The organism is Pseudonocardia yuanmonensis, assembly GCF_039542425.1.
Taxonomy (GTDB): Bacteria; Actinomycetota; Actinomycetes; order Mycobacteriales; family Pseudonocardiaceae; genus Pseudonocardia; species Pseudonocardia yuanmonensis.
On sequence record NZ_BAABIC010000003.1, the window covers coordinates 1 to 22,301 of the forward strand.

The 22,301-nt window shown below is 74.8% G+C and carries 20 protein-coding genes and 2 riboswitches; of the genes, 9 read left to right on the top strand and 11 right to left on the bottom strand.

Going from position 1 to position 22,301, the window contains the following annotated elements:
- Positions 1 to 123 precede the first annotated feature (123 nt).
- Entirely contained in the window at positions 124 to 1,962 is a 1,839-nt protein-coding gene (locus ABD990_RS04675) for an ABC transporter ATP-binding protein (protein WP_345378581.1), read from the bottom strand.
- Entirely contained in the window at positions 1,959 to 3,782 is a 1,824-nt protein-coding gene (locus ABD990_RS04680; protein WP_345378582.1) for an ABC transporter ATP-binding protein, read from the bottom strand. Before ABD990_RS04680 ends, ABD990_RS04675 begins: the two co-directional genes overlap by 4 nt.
- A 199-nt stretch (positions 3,783 to 3,981) precedes the next feature.
- On the opposite strand from ABD990_RS04680, the gene fgd reads away from it, so the two are divergent.
- The 3 genes from fgd to ABD990_RS04695 all read left to right on the top strand — a co-directional run bounded on the left by fgd (position 3,982) and on the right by ABD990_RS04695 (position 6,581).
- On the top strand, positions 3,982 to 4,986 hold the full coding sequence (gene fgd / locus ABD990_RS04685; RefSeq protein ID WP_345378583.1) for a glucose-6-phosphate dehydrogenase (coenzyme-F420): 1,005 nt from the start codon (positions 3,982 to 3,984) through the stop codon (positions 4,984 to 4,986).
- A 118-nt stretch (positions 4,987 to 5,104) separates the two neighbouring features.
- Positions 5,105 to 5,905, top strand: coding sequence for an enoyl-CoA hydratase/isomerase family protein (locus ABD990_RS04690; protein ID WP_345378584.1), 801 nt, complete (start codon positions 5,105 to 5,107; stop codon positions 5,903 to 5,905).
- Between the two features lie 136 nt (positions 5,906 to 6,041).
- Complete coding sequence (locus ABD990_RS04695; RefSeq protein ID WP_345378585.1) at positions 6,042 to 6,581, top strand: ATP-binding protein; 540 nt, start codon at positions 6,042 to 6,044, stop codon at positions 6,579 to 6,581.
- 149 nt (positions 6,582 to 6,730) lie between these two features.
- Here the strand turns inward: ABD990_RS04695 and ABD990_RS04700 are convergent, their stop codons facing one another.
- From ABD990_RS04700 to ABD990_RS04720, 5 genes are all read right to left on the bottom strand, one after another.
- Complete coding sequence (locus tag ABD990_RS04700) at positions 6,731 to 7,495, bottom strand: AfsR/SARP family transcriptional regulator (protein WP_345378586.1); 765 nt, start codon at positions 7,493 to 7,495, stop codon at positions 6,731 to 6,733.
- A gap of 352 nt (positions 7,496 to 7,847) precedes the next feature.
- Complete coding sequence (locus ABD990_RS04705; RefSeq protein ID WP_345378587.1) at positions 7,848 to 8,795, bottom strand: ATP-binding protein; 948 nt, start codon at positions 8,793 to 8,795, stop codon at positions 7,848 to 7,850.
- Positions 8,792 to 9,817: an MEDS domain-containing protein gene (locus tag ABD990_RS04710; protein WP_425569427.1), complete on the bottom strand. Its 1,026-nt coding sequence runs from the start codon at positions 9,815 to 9,817 to the stop codon at positions 8,792 to 8,794. Before ABD990_RS04710 ends, ABD990_RS04705 begins: the two co-directional genes overlap by 4 nt.
- A gap of 182 nt (positions 9,818 to 9,999) precedes the next feature.
- Positions 10,000 to 11,625 (bottom strand): acetolactate synthase large subunit, encoded by a 1,626-nt coding sequence (locus ABD990_RS04715; RefSeq protein WP_345378590.1) that lies wholly within the window; start codon positions 11,623 to 11,625, stop codon positions 10,000 to 10,002.
- A 20-nt stretch (positions 11,626 to 11,645) separates the two neighbouring features.
- Entirely contained in the window at positions 11,646 to 12,158 is a 513-nt protein-coding gene (locus tag ABD990_RS04720) for an OsmC family protein (protein WP_345378591.1), read from the bottom strand.
- Between the two features lie 52 nt (positions 12,159 to 12,210).
- On the opposite strand from ABD990_RS04720, the gene clsA reads away from it, so the two are divergent.
- From clsA to ABD990_RS04745, 5 genes are all read left to right on the top strand, one after another.
- On the top strand, positions 12,211 to 12,816 hold the full coding sequence (gene clsA / locus ABD990_RS04725; RefSeq protein ID WP_345378592.1) for a cardiolipin synthase ClsA: 606 nt from the start codon (positions 12,211 to 12,213) through the stop codon (positions 12,814 to 12,816).
- A gap of 10 nt (positions 12,817 to 12,826) precedes the next feature.
- Positions 12,827 to 13,234, top strand: a complete 408-nt coding sequence (gene gcvH, locus ABD990_RS04730) for a glycine cleavage system protein GcvH (RefSeq protein ID WP_345378593.1) — start codon at positions 12,827 to 12,829, stop codon at positions 13,232 to 13,234.
- A gap of 139 nt (positions 13,235 to 13,373) precedes the next feature.
- Positions 13,374 to 13,823, top strand: a complete 450-nt coding sequence (gene garA, locus ABD990_RS04735; protein WP_345378594.1) for a glycogen accumulation regulator GarA — start codon at positions 13,374 to 13,376, stop codon at positions 13,821 to 13,823.
- 121 nt (positions 13,824 to 13,944) lie between these two features.
- The gene (locus ABD990_RS04740) at positions 13,945 to 14,421 is read left to right on the top strand and encodes a bifunctional nuclease family protein (protein WP_345378595.1); all 477 of its coding nucleotides are present in this window, start codon (positions 13,945 to 13,947) and stop codon (positions 14,419 to 14,421) included.
- Positions 14,422 to 14,657: 236 nt separating this feature from the next.
- On the top strand, positions 14,658 to 15,239 hold the full coding sequence (locus ABD990_RS04745) for a MerR family transcriptional regulator (RefSeq protein WP_037038967.1): 582 nt from the start codon (positions 14,658 to 14,660) through the stop codon (positions 15,237 to 15,239).
- A 48-nt stretch (positions 15,240 to 15,287) separates the two neighbouring features.
- Here ABD990_RS04745 and ABD990_RS04750 read toward each other — a convergent pair whose 3' ends face one another.
- Positions 15,288 to 15,590, bottom strand: coding sequence for a YiaA/YiaB family inner membrane protein (locus ABD990_RS04750; RefSeq protein ID WP_345378596.1), 303 nt, complete (start codon positions 15,588 to 15,590; stop codon positions 15,288 to 15,290).
- 78 nt (positions 15,591 to 15,668) lie between these two features.
- Positions 15,669 to 15,766: riboswitch (glycine riboswitch) on the top strand.
- Positions 15,767 to 15,881, top strand: a riboswitch (glycine riboswitch).
- Positions 15,882 to 15,929: 48 nt separating this feature from the next.
- Between ABD990_RS04750 and gcvP the strand changes: the two genes are divergently transcribed.
- The gene (gene gcvP / locus ABD990_RS04755; RefSeq protein WP_345378597.1) at positions 15,930 to 18,821 is read left to right on the top strand and encodes an aminomethyl-transferring glycine dehydrogenase; all 2,892 of its coding nucleotides are present in this window, start codon (positions 15,930 to 15,932) and stop codon (positions 18,819 to 18,821) included.
- A gap of 96 nt (positions 18,822 to 18,917) precedes the next feature.
- Here the strand turns inward: gcvP and ABD990_RS04760 are convergent, their stop codons facing one another.
- The 3 genes from ABD990_RS04760 to ABD990_RS04770 all read right to left on the bottom strand — a co-directional run bounded on the left by ABD990_RS04760 (position 18,918) and on the right by ABD990_RS04770 (position 22,180).
- Complete coding sequence (locus ABD990_RS04760; RefSeq protein ID WP_345379034.1) at positions 18,918 to 19,742, bottom strand: 3-methyladenine DNA glycosylase; 825 nt, start codon at positions 19,740 to 19,742, stop codon at positions 18,918 to 18,920.
- 70 nt (positions 19,743 to 19,812) lie between these two features.
- The gene (locus ABD990_RS04765) at positions 19,813 to 20,859 is read right to left on the bottom strand and encodes a hemolysin family protein (protein WP_345378598.1); all 1,047 of its coding nucleotides are present in this window, start codon (positions 20,857 to 20,859) and stop codon (positions 19,813 to 19,815) included.
- Complete coding sequence (locus ABD990_RS04770; RefSeq protein WP_345378599.1) at positions 20,852 to 22,180, bottom strand: hemolysin family protein; 1,329 nt, start codon at positions 22,178 to 22,180, stop codon at positions 20,852 to 20,854. The genes ABD990_RS04765 and ABD990_RS04770 overlap by 8 nt, the downstream gene beginning before the upstream one ends.
- Between the last annotated feature and the right edge of the window lie 121 nt (positions 22,181 to 22,301).

The window sequence follows — 22,301 nt, forward strand, 5'->3', positions numbered from 1 at the left end:
ACCAGCAGGTCAGACACCCGAAGGCGTCGACAAACGAGGCGACCTTCCCCACCAGGCATCCTCACGCGGCCGACGACCACCACGCAAGACGTGAGCCATTGACAAGGCAACGCCGATAGGGAATCAGCGGAGGGAGTCCTGCCAGGCGGCGTGGAGGTCGGCGAAGTCGCCGCCGGAGGCGAGCAGTGCCGCCGGCGTCCCGTCCTGGGCGATCCGCCCGCCCGCCATCACCAGCACCCGGTCGGCGATGGCGACCGTGGAGAGCCGGTGGGCGATGATCAGCGCCGTGCGGTCGGCCAGCACCGTCTCCAGCGCCGCCTGCACCGCCCGCTCGGAGGGGATGTCGAGGCTCGACGTGGCCTCGTCGAGCAGCACCACCGCGGGATCGGCCAGCACCACCCGGGCCAGCGACACCAGCTGCCGCTGTCCCGCGGACAGCCGGCCGCCGCGCTTGCGCACGTCCGTGTCGAGCCCCTCCGGCAGGTCGTGCACGAAGTCCGCCCCGACGGCGTCGACGGCCGCGGCGATCTCCGCGCGGGAGGCACCGGGCCGGCCCATCGCGACGTTCTCCGCCAGCGAGCCGGAGAAGAGGAACGGCTCCTGGGTGACCATGACCAGCGCCCGGCGCAGGTCGGCGTCGGCGAGGTCGCGCAGGTCCACGCCGTCGAGGCGCACCGCACCCTGCACGGGGTCGTGGAACCGCGCGGCGAGCTTGGCCAGCGTGGTCTTGCCCGCCCCGGTCTCGCCGACCAGCGCGATCGTCTGCCCGGCCGGCACGGTGAGCGAGAGCTCGGGCAGCACGAGCCGCTCGGGCGCGCGCGGATAGGCGAAGGTGACCCGGTCGAAGGTCAGCTCGCCGCGCACCGGGGACGGCAGGGCGCGCGGGTGCGCCGGCTCCGGCACCCCGATCGGCGTCTCCAGCACCGAGGCCAGCTTCTCCAGCGCCGCGGCCGCCGACTGGTAGGCGTTGAGGAACTGCGCGAGCTGGTCGAGCGGGTCGTAGAAGCGGCGCAGGTAGAGCAGGAACGCGGTCAGCGCACCGAGCTCGAGCGCCCCGGAGGTGACCCGCAGCGCGCCGAGCAGCAGCACCAGGGCCAGCGTCAGGTTGCCCACGGCGCGCACGCACGCCACGAACCAGGACAGCGTGAGCAGGGCCGCGGCGTTGGCGTCGCGGTACCGGTGGTTGAGCTGCTCCATGATCGACTCGTTGCGGGCCTCGCGGCGGTAGGCCTGCACCGCGCGGATGCCGTTCATCGACTCGACGAACTGGACGATCACCCGCGCCACCCAGGTGCGCGTGAGCCGGTAGCTCGCCCGCGAGCGGCGCTGGAACCAGCGGGTGAGCAGGGCCAGCGGCACGAACCCGGCCAGCACCACGCCGGCGAGCACCGGGTCGATCAGCAGCAGCAGGACGGTGATCCCGGCCAGCGAGAGCAGCGCGCCCAGCAGGCCGTCGAGCCCCTGCTGGAGCAGGTCGTCGATCGACTCCAGGTCGCTGGTCAGCCGGGAGATCAACCGGCCGGAGGTGTACGACTCGTGCCACTCGAGGGCGAGCCGCTGCGCGTGCCGGAACACCCGGGCACGCAGCTCGAGCAGCACGTCCTGGCCGAGCCGCCCGGACAGCAGCAGGAAGGCCGCCCGCAGCCCGGCCGACCCCAAGCCGCAGGCGGCGTAGCCGGTGACGGCCCAGGCCAGCGGGGCCGGACGGCCGTCGAGGGCGGCGGGCACACCGGTGTCCACGGCCAGCGCGACGAGCAGCGGCCCGGTGAGCGTGACCGCGTTCTCCGCGACCAGGATCAGCAGCGCGAGCGCGACGGCCCACCGGCGGGGACGCAGCAGGTCGGCGACGAGCCGGCGGGCGCTGCGGGCCAGCCGCAGGCCGGCGGCGCGGGTGACCTCCTCGCTGTCGTCGCCGACCCCGCGCCACCCGACATCGGCGGCGGGGTCCGTCGGGGTGCTCATGCCGCACCCACCCGGTCGGCGTCCGGGCTGCTCAGCAGGTCCCGGTAGGTCGCGTTCGTGGCGAGCAGCGCGCGGTGCGTCCCGACGGCGATGACCCGGCCGCCCTCCAGGAGCGCGACCCGGTCGGCCAGTTGCACGGTGGACGGGCGGTGGGCCACCACCAGCGCCGTCACCCCGCCGAGCACGCTGCGCAGGGCGACCTCGACCTCGGCCTCGGTGTGCACGTCGAGGGCCGAGAGGGGGTCGTCGAGCACCAGGACCGGCGGGCGGCCGAGCACGGCGCGCGCCAGCGCGAGCCGCTGCCGCTGGCCGCCGGACAGGGACAGACCCTGCTCGCCGATGCGCGTCGCCAGGCCCCAGGGCAGCGCCTCGACGAACCGAGCGGCCCCGGCGATCCGGAGGGCCTCCCGGACGCCGTCGTCGCTCGCGTCGGGCAGGCCCAGGGCGACGTTCTCCCGGACGCTCGCCGAGATCAGCACCGGGTCCTCGAAGGCCGTGGCGACGGCGGTCCGCAGGTCGGCGAGCCGGAGCCGCCGGACGTCGACGCCGTCGAGCAGCACGGCACCGCCGGTGACGTCGGCGAGCCGGCCGACCAGCGAGGTCAGCACGGTCTTGCCCGAGCCGGTGGCGCCGACCAGGGCCATCGTCTCGCCGGGCTCGACGACGAGGTCCACGCCGCGCAGCACCTCGGACGTGGCCCCCTCGTGCCGGAACCGGACGCCGCGGAACTCGATCCGGCCGCGGACCGGACCGAGCTCGACCGGATCGGGCGGGTCGACGATCGCCGGCGCGACGTCCCGGACCTCCCAGTACCGCCGGGTCGCCGCGGCGGCGTTCCCGGCCTCGGTGAGCAGCCAGCCCAGCGAGGCGATCGGCCAGTACAGATAGGTCATGATCGTCACGGCGGCGACCAGGGTGCCGACCGTCAGCGCGCCCGTGGCCACACCCCACGCGCTGATCGCGAGGATGATCGCGATCGCGGCCTCGGGCAGCAGCACGAGCACGCACCACAGGGCCGCCTGCAGCCGCACCTTGCGCAGCTCCGTGCCCCGCAGCCCGCGGGCGCCCGTGAGGAAGCGCTCGGTGATCTGCCGGCCGCGGCCGAGCGCGCGCAGCACCCGGACGCCGAGTGCGGACTCCTCGACCGTCGTCGCGAGGTCGCCGTCCTGGTCCTGGGCCAGCCGCGCGACCACGGAGTAGCGGCGCTCCAGCCGCAGCGTCAGCGCGACGAGCGGCACGGCGACGACCAGGACCGCCACCCCCAGCAGCCACGACAGCGCACCCAGGATCGCGATCCCGACCAGTGCGGTGATCGTGTTGACGACGAGGAACACCCCGGCGAACGCCAGGAACCGGCGGATCGTGGACAGGTCCTGCACGGCCCGGGAGAGCAGCTGGCCCGACGGCCACCGGTCGTGGAAGGCGATCGGCAGCCGCTGGAGGTGCGCATAGAGGTCGGCGCGCATGTCGGCCTCGATGCGGGTGGTCGGGCGCGCGACGATCCGGCGGCGCACGAGCAGCAGGAGGGCCTCGACGAGGCCCAGCGCGAGGACGCCGCCGACCAGCCAGGGCAGCGGCGAGAGGTCGCCGCGCGCGATCGGCCCGTCGACGATCCGCCGGGTGACCAGCGGGACGACCAGCGCGGCGAGGGTGGCGCCGAGCGCCGCGGCGCCCGAGCCGAGCAGGGCACGGCGGTGCGGGCGGACGTAGGGGGCGAGGCGGCGCAGCGCGGCCAGGGTCGCCGCGGGCCGGATCGCGGCCCCCGTCGGCTCGGTCGTGGGAGGGTCCTGCGCCTGCACGGTGTCGGGAGAGGCAGGCATGGTCTCGTCCACGCTACGAAGTCGCCGGCTCCGGCGCATCCGAGTTGCGGCGGGTTCGCCGCGGGCTGACGCATCGATCACCACCCGACCGTGCGCCCTGAACCGCGGTCGAGGTCAAGGCGCGAGGCCACGCATGCGGGTGTCCGTGGCGGCCCCGTGTAGTAGACCTGTGGGCGGAGACCCCAGCGGAAGGACCAGCGTGGACCTCAAGATCGGTTACAAGGCCTCGGCGGAGCAGTTCGGGCCCCGTGACCTGGTGGAGTACGCGGTGCGGGCCGAGGAGGTGGGCCTGGACAGCGTGTGGGTGTCGGACCACTTCCTGCCGTGGCGGCACGAGGGCGGGCACGCCCCGTCGGCCCTGACGTGGATGGCGGCGGTGGGGGAGCGCACCCGGCGGGTGCGGATCGGCACGAGCGTGACCACGCCGACGTTCCGGTACAACCCGGCGGTGATGGCGCAGACCTTCGCCACCATGGCGCTGCTCTACGACAACCGGATCATCCTCGGCGCGGGCACCGGCGAGGCGCTCAACGAGATCGCGGTGTCGGGCATGGAGTGGCCGGAGTTCAAGGAGCGCTTCGCCCGGCTGCGCGAGGCGGTGCGGCTGATGCGGGCGCTGTGGACCGACACGAACGTCGACTTCGAGGGCGACTACTACCGGCTGGTCAACGCCTCGATCTACGACCGGCCGGACAAGCCGGTGCCGGTCTACATCGCCGCCGGCGGGCCGGTGGTGGCGCGCTACGCGGGCCGCTCCGGGGAGGGCTTCATCTGCACCTCGGGCAAGGGCATGGACCTCTACACCGAGAAGCTGATCCCGGCGGTGAAGGAGGGCGCGGAGAAGGAGTCGCGCTCCTTCGACGACATCGACCGGACGATCGAGATCAAGCTGTCCTACGACCGGGACGCGGACGCCGCGCTCGAGAACACCCGGTTCTGGGCGCCGCTGTCGCTGACCGCCGAGCAGAAGCACACGGTGGACTCGGCCGAGGAGATGGAGCGGCTGGCCGACGAGCTGCCCATCGAGCAGGTCGCCAAGCGGTGGATCGTGGCGAACGACCCGGACGAGGCCGTCGCGCAGATCAAGCCCTACCTCGACGCCGGGCTCAACCACCTCGTGTTCCACGGCCCCGGCCACGACCAGGAGCGGTTCCTCACCCAGTTCGCCGAGGACGTCGTCCCGAAGCTGCGCGCGCTGGCCTGAACCCGTGCGAGCGGGCCGGTGTCGGCCGCCTCACCCGGGGCGATCGTTCCCTCCGGTCAGAGCTGACCGTTAGCCTGCCGGGGTCGACGGGGACGCACCCCGGGTGAGGAGCGGTGGGATGAGCGGTGCGAGCGGGAGCCCGGTGGTGGCGCAGGACGGGCGGGTGCTGCGCTGCCGGGTGACGGCGGGCAAGGCGGGCGCGCTCGACGGCCCGGCCATGGCCGAGGTCGCCGAGGCGCTGCGCGGTCTCGGCACCGCCGAGGAGGCGGCCGAGCGCGGCGTCGGCGCGGTCCAGCTGGCCCACGACGGCGGCAACTTCTGCGCCGGCGGGGACGTCCGGTCCTTCGCGGCGGCGGAGGACCGCGGCGCGTTCGTCCGCGAGGTCGCCGACCTGTTCCACGAGATGCTCGAGGCGTACGTCCGGTGCGCCGTCCCGACCGTGGCCGGCGTGCAGGGCTGGGCCGCCGGGGCGGGGATGAGCATCGTGCTGGCCACGGACGTCGTGGTCGTCGGGGCCTCCACGCGGGTCCGGCCCGCCTACCCCGCGATCGGGTTCTCGCCCGACGGCGGCATGAGCTGGACCCTGCCGCGGATCGTCGGGCTCGGCCGGGCCCGGCACATCCTGCTGACCGACCAGGTGCTCGGCGCCGAGGACATGCTGTCGCTCGGCATCGCGTCCGTGCTGGTCGACGACACCGAGCTGGCGGCCGAGGCAGAGGCCACGGCCTACCGGCTGGCCCAGGGCCCCACCGCGGCGCTCGGCCGGATCAAGCGGCTGCTGGCCGGGACGTTCGACCACGACCTGCGCACCCACCTCGACGCCGAGGCCGCCTCGATCTCGGCCAGCGCGGCCGGGCCGGAGGGCGCCGAGGGGCTGACCGCGTTCGGGGAGAAGCGGGCACCGCGCTTCCACGGCTGACCCGCGTACCGCGCCGCCGACGCGCGTCACCGCGCGGGCGGCGGGCGTCCCGGTTTGCCGCGAGCGGGCCCGGGGGATACCAGGCGAGGCGACCGGACCCGGTGCGCCAGAGTCGATCCCCGGGGGCACTCCGCTCGTGAACGTGCACGGCCCGCAGCGCGGCGTCCCCGCCGCACCGACCGCCGCGTCGACCGGCGGCGCGTCGACCGCCGCGTCGACCGGCGGCGCGCCGACCGGTGCGGATGCGGCGGTCGCCGGCCGGCCGATGCGCGTGGTGCCGGACGAGCTGCGCATCGTCCGCACGGCGGTGCCCGACGAGCTCTCCGGCATCCGCACCGCGGTGTCCCGCTGGGGCCGGCGCGCGGGCCTGTCCGCCGACGTCCTCGTCGATCTGCTGCTCGCGGTCGGCGAGGCCGCGGCCAACGCCGTCGACCACGCGTACCGCGGCGGCCCGCCCGGCCCCGTCGAGGTCGACCTGCAGCTGCGCCGCCGGCGCACGGGCAGCGTCGTCGCCGCGCGGATCTGCGACCAGGGGCGTTGGCGCCCGGCCTCCGCGGGTGCGGTCCGGGACCGCGGCCGCGGGCTGCCGATGATCCGGGCGCTCGCCGCGCACCTCGAGGTGATCGCGACCGGCCGCGGCACCGAGGTCTGCCTCGAGCTCGCGCTCGGCGACTGACCGCCTCACCGACCCGGCAACGCTCGGGACCGACCGTTTCACCGACCCAAGCGACGGGGAGCGCTCGGGGAATCCGTCCGCCCCCGAGAACGCCGGAACCCCGGCCGCGGGCGACCGGGGTTCCGGAGCGGGTCCGTCGGGAGACCGACTCAGCGGCCGGGCACCGAGCCGCCGGCGACCAGGCGGCGCGGGGCGCCCGGCGTGGCCGGACGGGCGGCGCGCAGGCCGGGCAGGACCACCGCGGAGCGCTGCACCGGGCGGCGGAACCCACCCATCGCGGGCCGCATCGGCCAGGTGCCGGCGGGCGGGAACAGGCCCTCGAGGCCCGCGCTCTCCGGGCCGACGCTGGTGCGCAGCAGCTCCTGGAACGCGTCGTACTGGGCGACCGCCTCGACGACGTCGCCCTTCGCCAGCAGCGCCTCGATCAGGGCCCGGCGCGCGCTCTCCCGGCTGGGGGCGGCGGCGACGGCGATCCCGGCGGTCTGCACGGCGTCGGCGAACAGGCCGGCCGCGGTGAGCTTGAGGGAGACCTCCTCCAGCGCGGCGAGCCGGAGCTGGCGGAAGCGCTCCCGCTCGACGGCGATCCACGGGGAGGTCCAGGCGGGCAGGACGTCCTCGGTCAGCAGGTCGACCGCGGGACGCTCGGTGAGCCGGCCGCCGCCGGAGAAGGCGCGGACCAGCAGCATCGCGTCGGACAGGTCGACCTCGACCTCGTCGGCGAGCGCCAGCGGGGCGTCCTCGTCGGTCGGGTCGCCCACGAGCAGCCCGGGTACGTCGATCGCGCCCACCGCCTCGGCGAGCAGCCGGTGGGCGGCCTCGGCCGGGACGCCCGGCCACAGGTCGGCGGCGAGGCCCGCGCGGCGCTGCGGCCGGCGGTGCACCGCCAGGTACGCGACGACGCGGCGGGAGTCCACGCCCAACGGCACTGTGGTGCCGTCCGAGGTGAGACCGAACGAGCCGAGCACCGTGATGCGGTGGCTCGGACACTCCGTGAGGGATCGGCGGTGACCGTCAGACATGGTTATCCCGACTTGTGGTGGTGCTCGACTGGTGACCGTGGGCAGGCCTCGTGGGCGCCGTGCCGCCGAACAGTGTTCTCCCGACGGCCCGGATTGCCAAGGGGCTGTTTCGTCACAGTTACGATCTGCGAGTACCCAATTGACAAACCGCAGGTACAGCCGTAGTGGTGACGCCCGTCGCGATCTTAACGCACCCCTCGGAACACGATCGACGGGGTCCGGCGCTCGTGATCAGGGCGCCCGGCGGTCAGGGTGTCGCGTGCAACCGGACGTGCGTGCCCGCGCGGTCCTGCCACACGTGCAGCAGGTCGCACAGCTGCCGGGCGATCCACACCCCGCGTCCGCGCGGTTCCGCCGGGTGCGGGGCGGTCAGACCCGGCAGCGGCTCGTGCAGGTCGCCGGTGTCGTGCACCTCGCAGACCAGCCCGCCCGTCGTCGCCCACAGCTGGATCTCCGCCTGCGGCGCCCCGTGCTCGACGGCGTTCGTGGCGATCTCGTTGACGGCCAGCACCAGGTCCTCGGACCGGACCGGGTCGAAGCCCAGCGCCGGCGCGAGCCGCGCGACCATCCGCCGGACCTCGTGCAGCTGCCAGGAGTTGTACCGGTAGGTGACGTCCGGCGGGCCCAGGACCAGCGGCGCGGCGCGCTCCCGCCCGCGCAGGACCTCCAGCGGGCAGCGGTGCTCGGGGTTCGCCCGCGGGACACCGCCCTCGAGCACGTACGGGTGGTTGGCCCGGGCGCCCTCGAGCACCTCCAGGTGCAGGGGCCAGGCGGGGTAGAGGCAGACGAGGTCCACGGGCAGGTCCGCCAGCGAGACGTTGAGCGCGGCGTCGAGCTCGGTCCAGTACCCGCCGTCGACGCCGTCCTGCGCCGGGTCGTGCCCGCACAGGACGGTCACGCCGGCGTCGCTCTGCACGAGCGAGCGCAGCTCCCGGGCCCAGGTCGCGGCCGTGGTCTGCCCCGAGCCGCCGGACGGGCCGTACGGCGCCGAGAGCGCGACCACGCCCGCGTGCCCGACCGCCTCGAACACCGCCGTCTCGACGGCGGGCGGCACGGCGACGGCGAGCTGCTCGCCGCGGCGCACGGTGGCCCGGGCGAACGCGACGGTGCGGGCGAGCTGGTCCGCGGGCCCGTCGTGGAACTCCACGGCGTGCCGCAGCCGGGTGTGCGCGGGGACGCGGGACTCGACCTTCACGTGCCGGCCCCCTCGGTCGCGGGCTCGCGCGGGGCACCACCGTCCGCACCGCCGTCACCGTTCGAGCTCCCGGCACTCCCGGCACCGTCGACGAAGCCGGACGACCGGGCCGGGTCGGGCTCCTCCGGCCGGTCCTGCGGCGCCTCCGCGACCCGCCGCTCGCGCGGCTCGTCCGGCACCCCGCGCAACCTGGCCGGGGGCTGGCGGGCCTCCCGGACCACCAGCTGGGTGGCGAACGGCGCACCGCACCGGTCCAGCACCCGCTGGACGCCGGGCCGGACGTCACCGAGCACGAGCCGGTGGCTGCTCGGGAACTCCTCCGCCGCGTGCACCAGGGCGACGGCTCCGGCGACGTCGAGGAACCGCAGCGACGCCAGGTTCAGCTCGATGTCCGTGGGCGCGTCGGCGGACCGCAGCGCCCGGTCGAGCGTGTCCGTGATCAGCTTGTGGATCACGGGGCGGTTGCTGTGGTCCGCCTCGCCCGCCAGGCGCACCGCCGTGAGCCCGGTCTGGGTGATCCGCAGCAGGCCGTCGTCGTAGGCGGCGGGGGAGCTGAGCTCCTCGCGGTGCGCCGCGCGCATCCGCTCGATCTGCTCCTGCGTGTAGTGCGCGTGGTCGTAGAGGCACAGTGCGGCCAGCCGACGCTCCCGGACGACGTCGTCGAGGGCGGCGTCGTAGGCCGTCATCGGGATGCCGGCGGGCGCCTCGGCGCCGTAGCTCATCTGGCCGGTCATCCGGAAGCCCGACCAGCCCTGCGCCACGGACCCGTCGACGTAGGAGTGCAGCAGCGCCCGGACGTCCGCGACCGGCGAGCGGAAGGCCCCGCGCGTGACGTCCGCGGGCACCACCTGCAGCTGCCCGCTGCGGAGGGTGGCGGCGACCGGCATCCGGTCCTCGGTCAGCCGCTCCAGCACCTGCTCGGCGGTGCCGTCGTCGAAGTAGACGACCTTCTCGTTGCGCCGCAGGCCACCGGAGAGGAAGCGGGCGGTGAGCTCCCAGAGCTGCTCGTCGCTGACCGGCACGGCGCAGGCGTGATCGCCGGACGCCAGATCCTCTGCCGCTCGCACGCTCATGTCTCTCACTCGCTGCTCGTGACCAGGTCGCCACCCTACGGCCGCGACCGGGGGTCAACCGTCCCGCGATCGGGGGTACCCGCGCCGAACCGACACGACACCGCGACGAACGGCCCGGCCGGCGGTCGTGATCACGGGACCAGCGGCGGGACCTGCGCAGCGACCAGGTGGGGACCGGGTTCGGCGGCGGCCCGGCGCAGCGCGTCGGCCAGCTCCTCCGCCGTCGCGGCCCGGACGGCGGGGACACCCATCCCGGTGGCGAGGGCGACGAAGTCCAGCCGCGGCGCGCCGAGGTCGAGCAGCGACCGGGCGGGGGAGTCGGCGGGGAGCGACGCACCGACGCCGAGCAGCTCGCCGCGCAGGATCGCGTAGGCGCCGTTGTCGTAGATCACCGTGGTGACGTCCAGGTTCTCCCGCGCGTGCGTCCACAGCGCGGAGATCGTGTACATCGCGCTGCCGTCCGCCTGCAGGCACCAGACGGGCCGGTCCGGACACGCGACGGCGGCCCCGGTGGCCGCGGGGAGACCGAACCCGATCGCGCCGCCGGTCAGGGTGAGCCAGTCGTGCCGCGGCGAGCCGGCCGTGGCCTGCGGCAGCGAGGCACCCGAGGTCACCGACTCGTCGACGACGATCGCGCCCTCGGGCAGCAGGGCGCCGACGACCTCGGCGGCGGACTGCACGGTCAGCGGGCCGGAGGGCAGCGCGGGGCGGGCGGCCCCGGCGCGCGGCACGTCCGTGACGTCCCCGGCGACCAGGTCGGCCAGGGCCTCCAGGGCGACCGCCCCGGCCGCGCCGATCTCGGCGACGCGGTGCACGGTGGCGCCCTCGGGCACCAGGTCGCCGCGCTTGCCGGGGTAGCCGAAGAAGGTCACGGGCGAGGCGGCGCCGACCAGCACCAGGTGCGCCGTGCCGGCCAGCTGCTTGCGCGCGACGTCGCCCGGGTAGGCGAGCCGGCTGATCGGCGGCACCCCGGCGCCGCGCTCCATCCGCGTGGGGAAGCACTCGGCGAGCACCCGGGCGCCGGTCGCCGCCGCGATCCGGTGGGCCGCGACCAGGCCGCGCTCCCGCAGGCCGGTGCCGCCCACGAGCAGGGTGCAGGGCTCGCCGGACCAGAGCGCCTTGGCCGCCGACTCCAGGCCGTCGGCGTCGAGCGCCCCGCGGCCCGGCTCGGCGGGCGGCGCGACGACGCCGGGCGCGAGCCCGGGTGCCGAGGTCCAGGCGACGTCGGCCGGGACGAGCAGGGTGGAGACGGCCGGGGGCGGGCCGAACGCCGCGGCCACGGCGTCGGCGGTGTCGCCGCCCAGGTCGGTGGTGGCGAGGCTGCGGTGCACGCGGGCCGACACGGTGCCGGCCAGCGCGTCGACGTCCGACTCGAGCGGGGCGTCGAGCGGCTTGTGGTCCAGCGCGTGGTCGCCGACGACGTTGACCACCGGCGTGCCCGCCCGCCGCGCGTTGTGCAGGTTCGCGGTGCCGTTGGCCAGGCCGGGCCCGAGGTGCAGCAACGTGGCCGCCGGCTTGTCCGCCATCCTCGCGTAGCCGTCCGCGGCACCGGTCGCGACGCCCTCGAACAGCGTCAGCACGGCGTGCATCCGCGGCTCGGCGTCGAGCGCCGCGACCAGGTGCATCTCGGACGTGCCGGGGTTGGCGAAGCAGACGTCGACGCCGGCGTCGACCAGGGTGCGCAGCAGCACCTGCGCGCCCGTGCTCTCCCCGGTGCTGCCGGCTTCCGGTGCGGGTCCTGTCTCGGGTCCTGCCATGCCGCGACGCTACCCGGCGGTCACGCCGGGTTCGTGGTCACCGCCACCTCGGTGTGCGGGTTGCCCTTGATGGTCTGCAGGACCACGCAGTAGCGCTCGGTGAGCTTGATCAGGCTCGCGACCTGCTCCTCGTCGGCAGTGGTGTCGAGCGCGAAGGACAGCCGGACGTCCCGGAACCCGACCGGCGCCGCCTTGTCGACGCCGAGCGTGCCGCGGAAGTCCAGGTCCCCCTCGGCGTGCACGGTGCCGGAGACCTCCAGACCCATCGACGTCGCGACGGCGCGCAGGGTGACCCCGGCGCAGGCGACCAGCGCCTCGAGGAGCATGTCGCCCGAGCAGAGCTGGGTGCCGTCACCGCCCGTGGCCGGGTGCAGGCCCGCCTCCGCCAGCGCGGTCGCGGTGCGCACCCGGCACGCGACCCCGGTGCCGTCGAGCTCGCCGTCCGCGTGCAGCGTGACCACGGCGGACTCCGGGTCCTCCTTGTACTGCTCCTTGAGCGGGGCCTGCACGTCTCGCAGCCGGGTGGCGTCCATGTGGCCATCGTCGCCCGTGGGCGGGCGGATCTCCACCGGTACCCTCCCCGTCGTGAGAGGGGTGATCGGGCAGGAGCGCGTGCTCACCGTCCCCAACCTGCTCAGCGTGCTGCGGCTCGCCGGGGTCCCGCTGTTCCTCTGGCTCCTGCTCGGGCCGCACGCGGACGGCTGGGCGATCCTCGTCCTCGCCGTCGGCGGGGTCACCGACTGGGCGGACGGCAAGCTGGCCCGGCTGCTGAACCAGTACTCCCGGCTGGGCGAGCTCCTCGACCCCGCGGTCGACCGGCTCTACATCCTCTCGGCGCTGGTCGCGCTGGGGGTGCGCGAGATCGTGCCGTGGTGGGTCGTGGTCGTGCTCGTGGCCCGCGACCTCGTGCTCGGGGTCTGCGTGTCGGTGCTGCGCCGGTACGGCTACGGCCCGTTCCCGGTCGTCTACCTGGGCAAGGCGGCGACCTTCCTGCTGCTCTACGCCTTCCCGATCCTGCTGCTGGGCACCCGGACCGGGTTCTGGGGCGAGCTCGCGCGACCGTTCGGGTACGCCTTCGCGGCCTGGGGCGTGGCCCTCTACCTGTGGTCCGGGCTGCTCTACCTCACGCAGTTCGTGCTGGCGATGCGCGCGGGCCCGGTCCGCTCTGACCGATCACGGCCCGAGGTCTAGGCTGCGCAGCGTGACTGCCGAACGGACCGCCACGCCGGACGACCTGCGGTACACCGAGGCCCACGAGTGGGTCCGGGTCCTCGACGGGAACCGGGTGCGGGTCGGCGTCACCGACCACGCCCAGGAGCAGCTCGGGGACGTCGTGTTCGTGCAGCTCCCGACGGTGGGCGACACCTTCGCGCAGGGCGACGCGCTCGGCGAGGTGGAGTCGACCAAGTCCGTCTCGGACATCTACGCGCCGCTCGCGGGCGAGGTCGTCGCCGTGAACTCGGCCCTCGAGGACAGCCCGGAGCTGATCAACTCCGCGGCCTACGGCGAGGGCTGGATCGTCGAGCTGCAGCTCGGCGACACCGGAGCCGACGAGGTCGCGGGCCTGCTCGACGCGAGCGCCTACCGGCAGCTCGTCGAGGGCGCCTGAGAGCCGTCCCCCGGCCCCCGCGCACGGCCCCGGCACGATAGGTTCGGGCGGTCGTGCCGAGGCGGCCCGCACGACAGCAAACCCCCGCGGCGCCGGAGCGGCGCGGCCGGGACCGCACCACGCAGGAGGAGACCCCGAGGTGACCACGAACGACGGGCCCGGCGTCCCGCCGGAGCGTTCCCCGGAGACCACGTCGGTCTTCCGGGCGGACTTCCTGGCCGACGTCGAGCCGCCGGCCCGGGAGCAGCCGGTCTCGGGGGTCGACGCACTGCCTCCCGGCTCGGCGCTGCTGGTCGTGCGCCGCGGCCCGAACGCCGGATCGCGCTTCCTGCTGGACCGGCCGACCACGAGCGCGGGCCGGCATCCCGACAGCGACATCTTCCTCGACGACGTCACCGTCTCCCGGCGGCACGCGGAGTTCCGCCGCGACTCCGGCGAGTTCGTCGTCGTCGACGTCGGCAGCCTCAACGGGACCTACGTCAACCGGGAGCCCGTCGACACGGCCGTCCTCGCCAACGGCGACGAGGTCCAGATCGGCAAGTTCCGGCTCGTCTTCCTCACCGGGCCCGAGCCCGGGGCGGAGGGCTGACCGGGCGCGGGGGCGTTGCGGGGCGGAAAAGTCCGCGCCGACGCCCGTCCGGAGGCGCGCGAAGCACGGATCGCGCGTGTAGCGTCGAGCATGTCGGACCCCAGGGTGAGGAGGCGGGCGCATGAGCGAGATGCGCGTCGTGGGAGTCAGGGTCGAACTGCCCGCCAACCAGCCCATCCTCCTGTTGCGGGAGACGCAGGGCGACCGCTACCTGCCGATCTGGATCGGCTCGGTGGAGGCCACCGCGATCGCGCTCGAGCAGCAGGGGGTCAAGCCCGCCCGTCCGCTGACCCACGACCTGCTCAAGGACGTGATCGGTGCGCTCGGGCGGCGGCTGGAGCAGGTGCGGATCACCGATCTTCAGGAGGGCACGTTCTACGCCGAGCTGATCTTCGACGGCGGGATCAAGGTGTCCGCGCGGCCGAGTGACTCGGTGGCGCTCGCGCTCCGCATCGGGGTGCCGATCCACGCCGACGAGAGCGTGCTCTCCGAGGCCGGGCTGGTCATCCCGGACGAGCAGGAGGACGAGGTCGAGAAGTTCCGCGAGTTCCTCGACTCCGTCTCGCCCGAGGACTTCCGGGGAGCCCAGCCGGGCTGATCCGGGGTTCGTCAGGGGTCGCGGGCCGGTGCGGAATCGCCGGTCGCGGCCGTCGGAAGGGCCCCGGTGGGGCGTCCGCCCTCATCCGGGGTACGGCCGATCGCCGACACGCCCGGGTGAGCAGGGTGTGCGGCGGCGTGGCGCGTTGACCGTCGGCGTCCGCGCGCTTACCGTCGGCTCCGTCAGCAGGTGAGTGGTCGTCGGGACAGGAGGTCCCGACCGGCGGAGGGAGTGCCGTGGACGGGTCGTCGTCGTCCGACGGGCCCGAGCAGGGCGAGCTCTTCCCGGACCCGCTGGTCGGAGAAGGCCTCGACGGCCTGCCGGACCAGCTCGTCGGGTTCCGTGGCCCCACCGCCTGCCAGGTCGTCGGCATCACCTACCGGCAGCTGGACTACTGGGCCCGCACCGGGCTCGTCGTCCCGTCGATCCGCGGGGCCGCGGGCTCCGGGTCGCAGCGCCTCTACTCGTTCAAGGACGTCCTGGTCCTCAAGGTCGTCAAGCGCCTGCTCGACGCCGGGGTGTCCCTGCAGAACATCCGCGTCGCGGTCGAGCACCTGCGCCGCCGCGGGATCAGGGATCTGGCCCAGATCACGCTGTTCTCCGACGGCACGACGGTCTACGAGTGCACCTCGCCCGAGGAGGTCGTCGACCTGCTGCAGGGCGGCCAGGGCGTGTTCGGCATCGCCGTCTCCGGCGCGATGCGGGAGATCAGCGGGTCGATCAAGGACTTCCCGGTGGAGCGTGCCGATGGCGGCTCGGTCGACGAGGCCCCGGAGGACGAGCTCTCCCGCCGCCGCGCCCGCCGCGCCATCAGCTGACGCACCGGGCGCGGCCCGTGCCGGGGTGTCGGCCCACCATCCCCGAGGTCAGGCGGCGGGGCGGAAGGGGTCGTGCTCCGCGAGGAGCTTCTCCAGCCGCGCCTGGTCCACCCGGTTGACCACCGTCAGGCGTTCCTGCTTGTCCCGCACGGTCTTGGCGAGGGTGAACGCCGAGGTCGTCACGTAGAGGACCGCGACGGCGAGGAAGGCGCGCACCCAGGGGTCGGCGGGCAGGTAGATCACGCCGACCGTCACCGCGGCGAGCGAGACGACGAAGGACGCGACCGCCTGCAGGTGGAAGGCCGCGGTGGTGGACGGGACGGGGGCGGGATTGCGGTCGGCGCTGCTCATGCGCCGAGTCTGGCGGTGATCCCGGCCCGGTTCCTCGGTGGAACTACGGGTCCGGGGCTACCCTTGGCGGGTAGTCGCCGATCCCGCGCGGGAGAGACCCGGCCGAACTCGGGCCGGGCGCCGAAGGAGCAACTCCTCCCCGGAACCTCTCAGGCACCCGAGACCGCGCGGGGCAGACGCCTCTGGAAAGCGACGCCGGCGTGCCGGCGTCCGCCGACGGGGAAAGCCCGGCCGCCCGGCCGGGTGAATCTCTCAGGCACCCGGCATCCGGGTGGGGACAGAGGGGGAGGGCAGCACGACCCGCATGCCGTCCTGCCCGCCGCCCGAAAGGTCGTCGCCGTGACCGACGCGTCCGCCCCGTCCACCGGTTCCCCCTCCCTGGCCGAGCTCGAGGCGGGGGTGCCCTTCGCCGACCGGCACGTCGGGCCGCGGCCGGCCGAGCTGGAGCGCATGCTCGCCGCGATCGGGGTCGGCTCGCTGGAGGAGCTGGCTGACCGCGCGCTGCCGCCGAGCATCCGGGACTCCGGCGAGGTGCCGACGAGCATCCCCGCGCCCGCGTCCGAGACCGGGATGTTGGCCGAGCTGCGGGAGCTCGCCGACCGCAACACGGTGACCGTCTCGATGATCGGGCTGGGCTACGCGGGCACGGTCACCCCGCCGGTGATCCGCCGGCACGTCCTGGAGAACCCCGCCTGGTACACGGCGTACACGCCCTATCAGCCGGAGATCAGCCAGGGCCGGCTGGAGGCGCTGCTGGCCTTCCAGACCATGGTCGCCGACCTGACGGGGCTGCCCGTGGCCGGTGCCTCGCTGCTGGACGAGGCGACCGCGGCCGCGGAGGCCATGACCCTGCTGCGGCGCGCGGGCAAGGCGAAGAGCTCCCGCTTCGTGGTCGACGCCGACACCTTCCCGCAGACGATCGACGTCCTGCGCACCCGTGCCGAGCCGCTCGGCATCGAGCTCGTGGTCGCCGACCTGGCCGAGGGCCTGCCCGAGGGCGAGCTGTTCGGCCTCCTGCTCTCGTACCCGGGCGCGTCCGGCCGGATCACCGACCCCCGGGCGGTGATCGAGGAGACCCACGCCCGCGGCGGCCTGGTCGCGGTGGCCGCGGACCTGCTCGGGCTCACCCTGCTCACCCCGCCCGGCGAGCTCGGGGCGGATGCCGCGGTGGGCACCACGCAGCGCTTCGGCGTCCCGCTCGGGTTCGGCGGGCCGCACGCCGGCTACCTGTCGGTGCGCCAGCAGTTCGCCCGCCAGCTGCCGGGCCGCCTCGTCGGCGTGTCCCGGGACGCCGACGGCAACCCGGCCCTCCGGCTCGCCCTGCAGACCCGGGAGCAGCACATCCGGCGGGAGAAGGCGACGTCGAACATCTGCACCGCGCAGGTGCTGCTCGCCGTCGTCGCCGCCTGCTACGCCGTCTACCACGGCCCCGAGGGGCTGACCCGGATCGCCCGGCGCACCCACCGGATGGCCGCGGTGCTCGCGACGGGGCTGCGCGCGGGCGGCGTCGAGATCGCGCACGACGCGTTCTTCGACACCGTGGTCGCGCGCGTGCCGGGGCGAGCGGACGCGATCGCCGACGCCGCGCACGCCGCCGGGATCTCCGTGCGCCGGATCTCCGCCGACGAGCTGGGTCTGGCCTGCTCGGAGCTGACCACGACCGCGCACCTGCGGACCCTGTGGGAGGCGTTCGGCGTGGCGGCGGAGGTCGCCGAGCTCGACGCGGCCACCCCCGACGCCCTGCCCACCGGCCTGCACCGGGAGTCGGGGTTCCTCACCCACCCGACCTTCCACCAGCACCGCTCCGAGACCGCCCTCATGCGCTGGCTGCGCCGCCTCGCCGACGCCGACCTCGCGCTCGACCGCACGATGATCCCGCTGGGCTCCTGCACCATGAAGCTCAACGCGACGGCGGAGATGGAGCCGATCACCTGGCCGGAGTTCGCCGAGCTGCACCCGTTCGCCCCGGAGCAGGACTCGGAGGGCACCCGGGAGATGATCACGCAGCTCGAGCGGTGGCTCGCCGAGCTCACCGGGTACGCCGCCGTCTCGGTGCAGCCCAACGCCGGCAGCCAGGGCGAGCTCGCCGGGCTGCTCGCCATCGCCGCCTACCACCGCTCGCGCGGCGAGGCGGAGCGCAACGTCTGCCTGATCCCGTCGAGCGCCCACGGCACCAACGCCGCGTCGGCGGTCATGGCGGGGATGCGCGTGGTCGTCGTGGCCACGGACCCGGCCGGCAACGTCGACCTCGGCGACCTGCGCGCGAAGATCGCGGAGCACGGGGCGGCGCTCGCGGCGCTGATGATCACGTACCCGTCGACGCACGGCGTGTACGAGGCCGAGGTCCGCGAGGTCTGCGCCGCGGTGCACGAGGCGGGCGGCCAGGTCTACGTCGACGGGGCCAACCTCAACGCCCTGCTCGGGCTGGCGCGGCCGGGCGCGTTCGGCGGCGACGTCAGCCACCTGAACCTGCACAAGACCTTCTGCATCCCGCACGGCGGCGGTGGGCCGGGCGTCGGGCCGGTGGCCGTGGCCGAGCACCTCGCGCCGTTCCTCCCGGGCCGCGGCTCCGGCGAGCACGCCGTGGGCCCGGTGTCGGCGGCGCCGTACGGCAGCCCCGGCGTGCTGCCGATCTCGTGGGCGTACATCCGGATGATGGGCATCGAGGGGCTGCGGCGGGCCACGCTCACCGCGGTCGCCGCGGCGAACTACGTCGCCGCCCGGCTCGGTGAGCACTACCCGGTGCTCTACGCGGGCCGCGACGGCGCGGTGGCCCACGAGTGCATCCTCGACCTGCGCGGGATCACCAAGGAGTCCGGCGTGACGGTCGACGACGTCGCCAAGCGCCTCGCCGACTACGGCCTGCACGCCCCGACCATGTCGTTCCCGGTCGCCGGCACCCTGATGGTGGAGCCGACCGAGAGCGAGGACCTCGCCGAGATCGACCGGTTCGTCGACGCCATGATCGGGATCCGGGACGAGATCCGCCGCGTGCAGGCGGGGGAGTGGCCGGTGGACGACAACCCGCTGCGCGGGGCGCCGCACACCGCGGCCTGCCTGGTCGACAAGTGGGATCACCCGTACCCGCGCGACCTCGCCGCCTACCCGACGGGCGCGACGCCCGGGGTGCACGACCGCAAGGTGTGGCCGCCGGTCCGGCGGATCGACCAGGCGCACGGCGACCGCAACCTCGTCTGCTCCTGCCCGCCGATCGAGGCCTACTCGTCCTGACCTGGGCCGGGCGAACGGCGCTCTCGCTCACTAGGGATGAGCGAGGGTGCCGTTCGTGCAGGTCACGGGAGGGTGAGCGAGCGGCGCTCTCGCTCACTAGGTATGAGCGAGAGTGCCGTTCACCGGGTTCGTGAGGGCGGTGCAGAGGTCCAGGAGGCGGGTGCGGAGCGGGGCGGCGCGCTCGGCGAAGGCCTGCTGGGCGCGGGCGTACTCGGCGCGGCCCTCGGGTGTCTCGATCCGGATGGGCGCGTAGCCGCGGTCGGCGAGGTCGTAGGGGCTGGCGCGCATGTCGAGCTCCCGCACCTCGGCGGCGAGCGCGAAGCAGTCGCCCAGCAGCTCCGCCGGGGCGGCCGGGAGCAGCTTGTACGCCCACTTGTAGAGGTCCATGGTCGCGTGCAGGCAGCCCGGCTGCTCCAGCGCGACCTGGTCCTCGCGGGCCGGCTGGAGCCGGTTGAGCGGGCGCGCGGCCGCCGTGAAGAAGCGGAAGGCGTCGTGGTGCGTGCAGGTCACCGGCAGCGACTCGACGACGGTGTCCGTGCCGGCCGGGCCGAGCCGCAGCGGCACCGCACCGTGGCGGGGCCGCTCGGTGCGGTAGACCATCGCCCACTCGTGCAGGCCGAAGCAGCCGTACCGGGCGGGCCGGGCGGTCGTCGCCGCGACCAGCCCGTGCACGAACCCGGCCGTGCGGTGCAGGCGGTCGGGCAGCAGCGCGGGATCGAGGACCACCCCCGGGCCGTCGGGCCGGTAGCCGGGCCGGTCGGCGAACTCCCGGACCTCCCCGAGCAGCCGGACACCGGGACCGGGCTGCCACTGCTCGAGCCGGGCGGGCCGCAGCGAGTAGTAGGTGAAGAGGAAGTCCTGCACGGGGTGCGGCTCGCGGCGGCGCCGGCGTTCGCGGTGCGGGAGGGTCCAGCGCTCCATCCGGGCGCGGTGGGCGGCCGCGCGGGTGCGCCACTCCTCCTCGCGCAGCTCCTCGGTCACCACGTGGGGATCAGGCGCCGCTGGTGTGGGTGGCGTCGCGGACCGTGCCGACGTAGTGCTCGATGAGGTCCTCCATCGCCACCATGCCGACCGTGCCGCCGCGCCGGTCGACGGCGCGGGCGAGGTGGGCGCGGGTGGTCCGCAGGGCGGCCACGGCCTCGTCGAGCCGGGCGTCGGCGGGCACCTCGGGCAGCCCCCGGACCCGGCCCAGGGGGATGACGGCGTCGGGATCGTCGATCACGTCGAGCACGTCCTTGACGTGCAGGTATCCGGTGAAGCGGCCGTCCGGGGCGCGCAGCGGGAACCGCGAGAACCCGGTCTTCTCCACGGCGCGCTGGACGTCGCCGACCCGCGGCCGGACCGGCAGCGACACCAGCTCCTCCGACGGCACCAGCACGTCCCCGACGGTGGCCTCGGCGTTGCGCAGGGTGCGGGAGATCCGGGTGGACTCCTCGTCGTCGAGCAGGCCCTCGCGGCGGGAGTCGGCGATCATCTCCGACAGCTCGCCTGAGGTGAACGCGGTCTCCAGCTCGTCCTTCGGCTCGATCCGCAGCAGCCGCAGGGTCAGGTTGGCCATGTGGTTGAACAGGTCGATGAAGGGCCGCATCACCGTGGTGAACAGCAGGAACGGCGGCACCAGCAGGATCGCCGCGCGCTCCGGGCCCGCGATCGAGATGTTCTTCGGCACCATCTCGCCGAGCAGGATGTGCGCCACCGAGACCAGCGCGAGGGAGAGCGCGAACGCGATCGGGTGCAGCGCGGCCTCCGGCAGCCCCACCCACTTCAGCGGTGCCTCGATGAAATGCGCGACCGCGGGCTCGCCGAGCCGGCCGAGCAGCAGCGAGGCGATCGTGATTCCGAGCTGGGAGGCCGCGAGCATGCGGGCGAGGTCGGCGCTCGCGCGCAACACCGTGCGGGCGCCCGCGACGCCATTGGCCGCCATCGCCTCCAGCCGGTCCTTGCGGGCGCTGATCAGCGCGAACTCGGCCATCACGAAGAACGCGTTCGCCCCGAGCAGGAGAATTGCCGCGAGGACGGCGAGGAGGTCGCTAGCCACGGGTCACCGCCTCGGGGGCCAGGCGCGCGAGCCGCAGCTCGGCCACGCGGTTGCGGTCGCGGCGCATCACGGTGACCCGCCAGCCGTCGACCGAGACGTCGTCGCCGACGTCCGGGATCCGGCCCAGCTTCTCCAGCACCATTCCCGCCAGGGTCTCGTAGTCGCCCTCGGGCATGTGGAAGCCGGTGGCCTCGACGACCTCGTCACCGCGCATCAGCCCGGAGACGAGCCAGCTGTCCCGGCCGAGCGGGCGCACCCGGGCCTGTTCGGCCCGGTCGTGCTCGTCCCGGACGTCGCCGACGATCTCCTCGATCAGGTCCTCGAGGGTCACCAGCCCCGCCGTGCCGCCGTACTCGTCGACGACGACGGCGGTCTGCAGCCCGGACTCGCGCAGCCGGGAGAGCAGCTCGTCGCCGTCGAGGGAGGCGGGCACGATCTCCGCGGGCTGGACGAGCTCGCGGACGGGGGTGCTCGCCCGGGCACCGGGCTCGACCCCGAAGGCCTGCTTGACGTGCACGAGGCCGAGCACGGCGTCGGGGTCGCCGTCGTGGACCGGGAAGCGGGAGTGGCCGCTGCGCCGGGCGAGGGCGACGAGGTCGGCGACCGAGTCGGCGGCGTCGAGCGTGTCGACCCGCACGCGCGGGGTCATCAGGTCCTCGGCGACCCGGTCGGTGAACCGCAACGACCGGTCGAGCAGCGCCGCGGTGCCCTCGTCGATCGTGCCGTGCTCGGCGCTGGACCGGACCAGCGAGCTGAGCTCGTGCGGCGACCGGGCCGACCGCAGCTCCTCGGCGGGTTCGACGCCCAGCCGGCGGACGATCGCGTTGGCCGAGCTGTTGAGCAGGTCGATCAGCCACCGGAAGGCACGGGCGAAGGAGCTCTGCAACCAGACGACGGCGCGCGCGGTCTCGAGCGGCTTGGCGATCGCGATGTTCTTGGGCACCAGCTCGCCGAACACCATCGACAGCGTGGTGGCGATGACCAGCGAGGCGATCGTGGCCGCACCGGCCGAGACGGCCTCGGAGACACCGACGGCCTCCAGGCCCGGTCGGATGAGCTCGGCGATGGCGGGCTCGGCGATGTAACCGGTGGCCAGCGTGGTGACCGTGATGCCCAGCTGGCTGCCGGAGAGCTGGAAGGACAGCGTGCGGTGTGCGCGCTGCACCGCCCGGGCCCGCCGGTCGCCGACCGCCGCGACGTGCGAGTCGACCTGGCTGCGCTCCAGCGCGGTCAGCGAGAACTCCGACGCGACCGACACCGCGGTGCCCAGCGTGAGGGCGACGACGGCCAGCAGGCCGAGCAGGGGGAGGACGACGGTCACCGGCACCACCGGTGACGATGACGCTCGGGCACGGGGTGGCGTCCCCGGGGTCGGTGCAGCCGGGCCGGGCCCGGCTCGCTACTGCCTGACGGTCCTGCGGACGCGGACGGCAACGGGACTC

Bases quoted from the DNA above. Each gene is read 5' to 3' on its own strand.
- ABD990_RS04675 (WP_345378581.1), bottom strand. From the start codon at position 1,962: ATGAGCACCCCGACGGACCCCGCCGCCGATGTCGGGTGGCGCGGGGTC.
- ABD990_RS04680 (WP_345378582.1), bottom strand. From the start codon at position 3,782: ATGCCTGCCTCTCCCGACACCGTGCAGGCGCAGGACCCTCCCACGACC.
- ABD990_RS04690 (WP_345378584.1), top strand. From the start codon at position 5,105: ATGAGCGGTGCGAGCGGGAGCCCGGTGGTGGCGCAGGACGGGCGGGTG.
- ABD990_RS04715 (WP_345378590.1), bottom strand. From the start codon at position 11,625: ATGGCAGGACCCGAGACAGGACCCGCACCGGAAGCCGGCAGCACCGGG.
- ABD990_RS04720 (WP_345378591.1), bottom strand. From the start codon at position 12,158: ATGGACGCCACCCGGCTGCGAGACGTGCAGGCCCCGCTCAAGGAGCAG.
- ABD990_RS04740 (WP_345378595.1), top strand. From the start codon at position 13,945: ATGAGCGAGATGCGCGTCGTGGGAGTCAGGGTCGAACTGCCCGCCAAC.
- ABD990_RS04750 (WP_345378596.1), bottom strand. From the start codon at position 15,590: ATGAGCAGCGCCGACCGCAATCCCGCCCCCGTCCCGTCCACCACCGCG.
- ABD990_RS04760 (WP_345379034.1), bottom strand. From the start codon at position 19,742: ATGGAGCGCTGGACCCTCCCGCACCGCGAACGCCGGCGCCGCCGCGAG.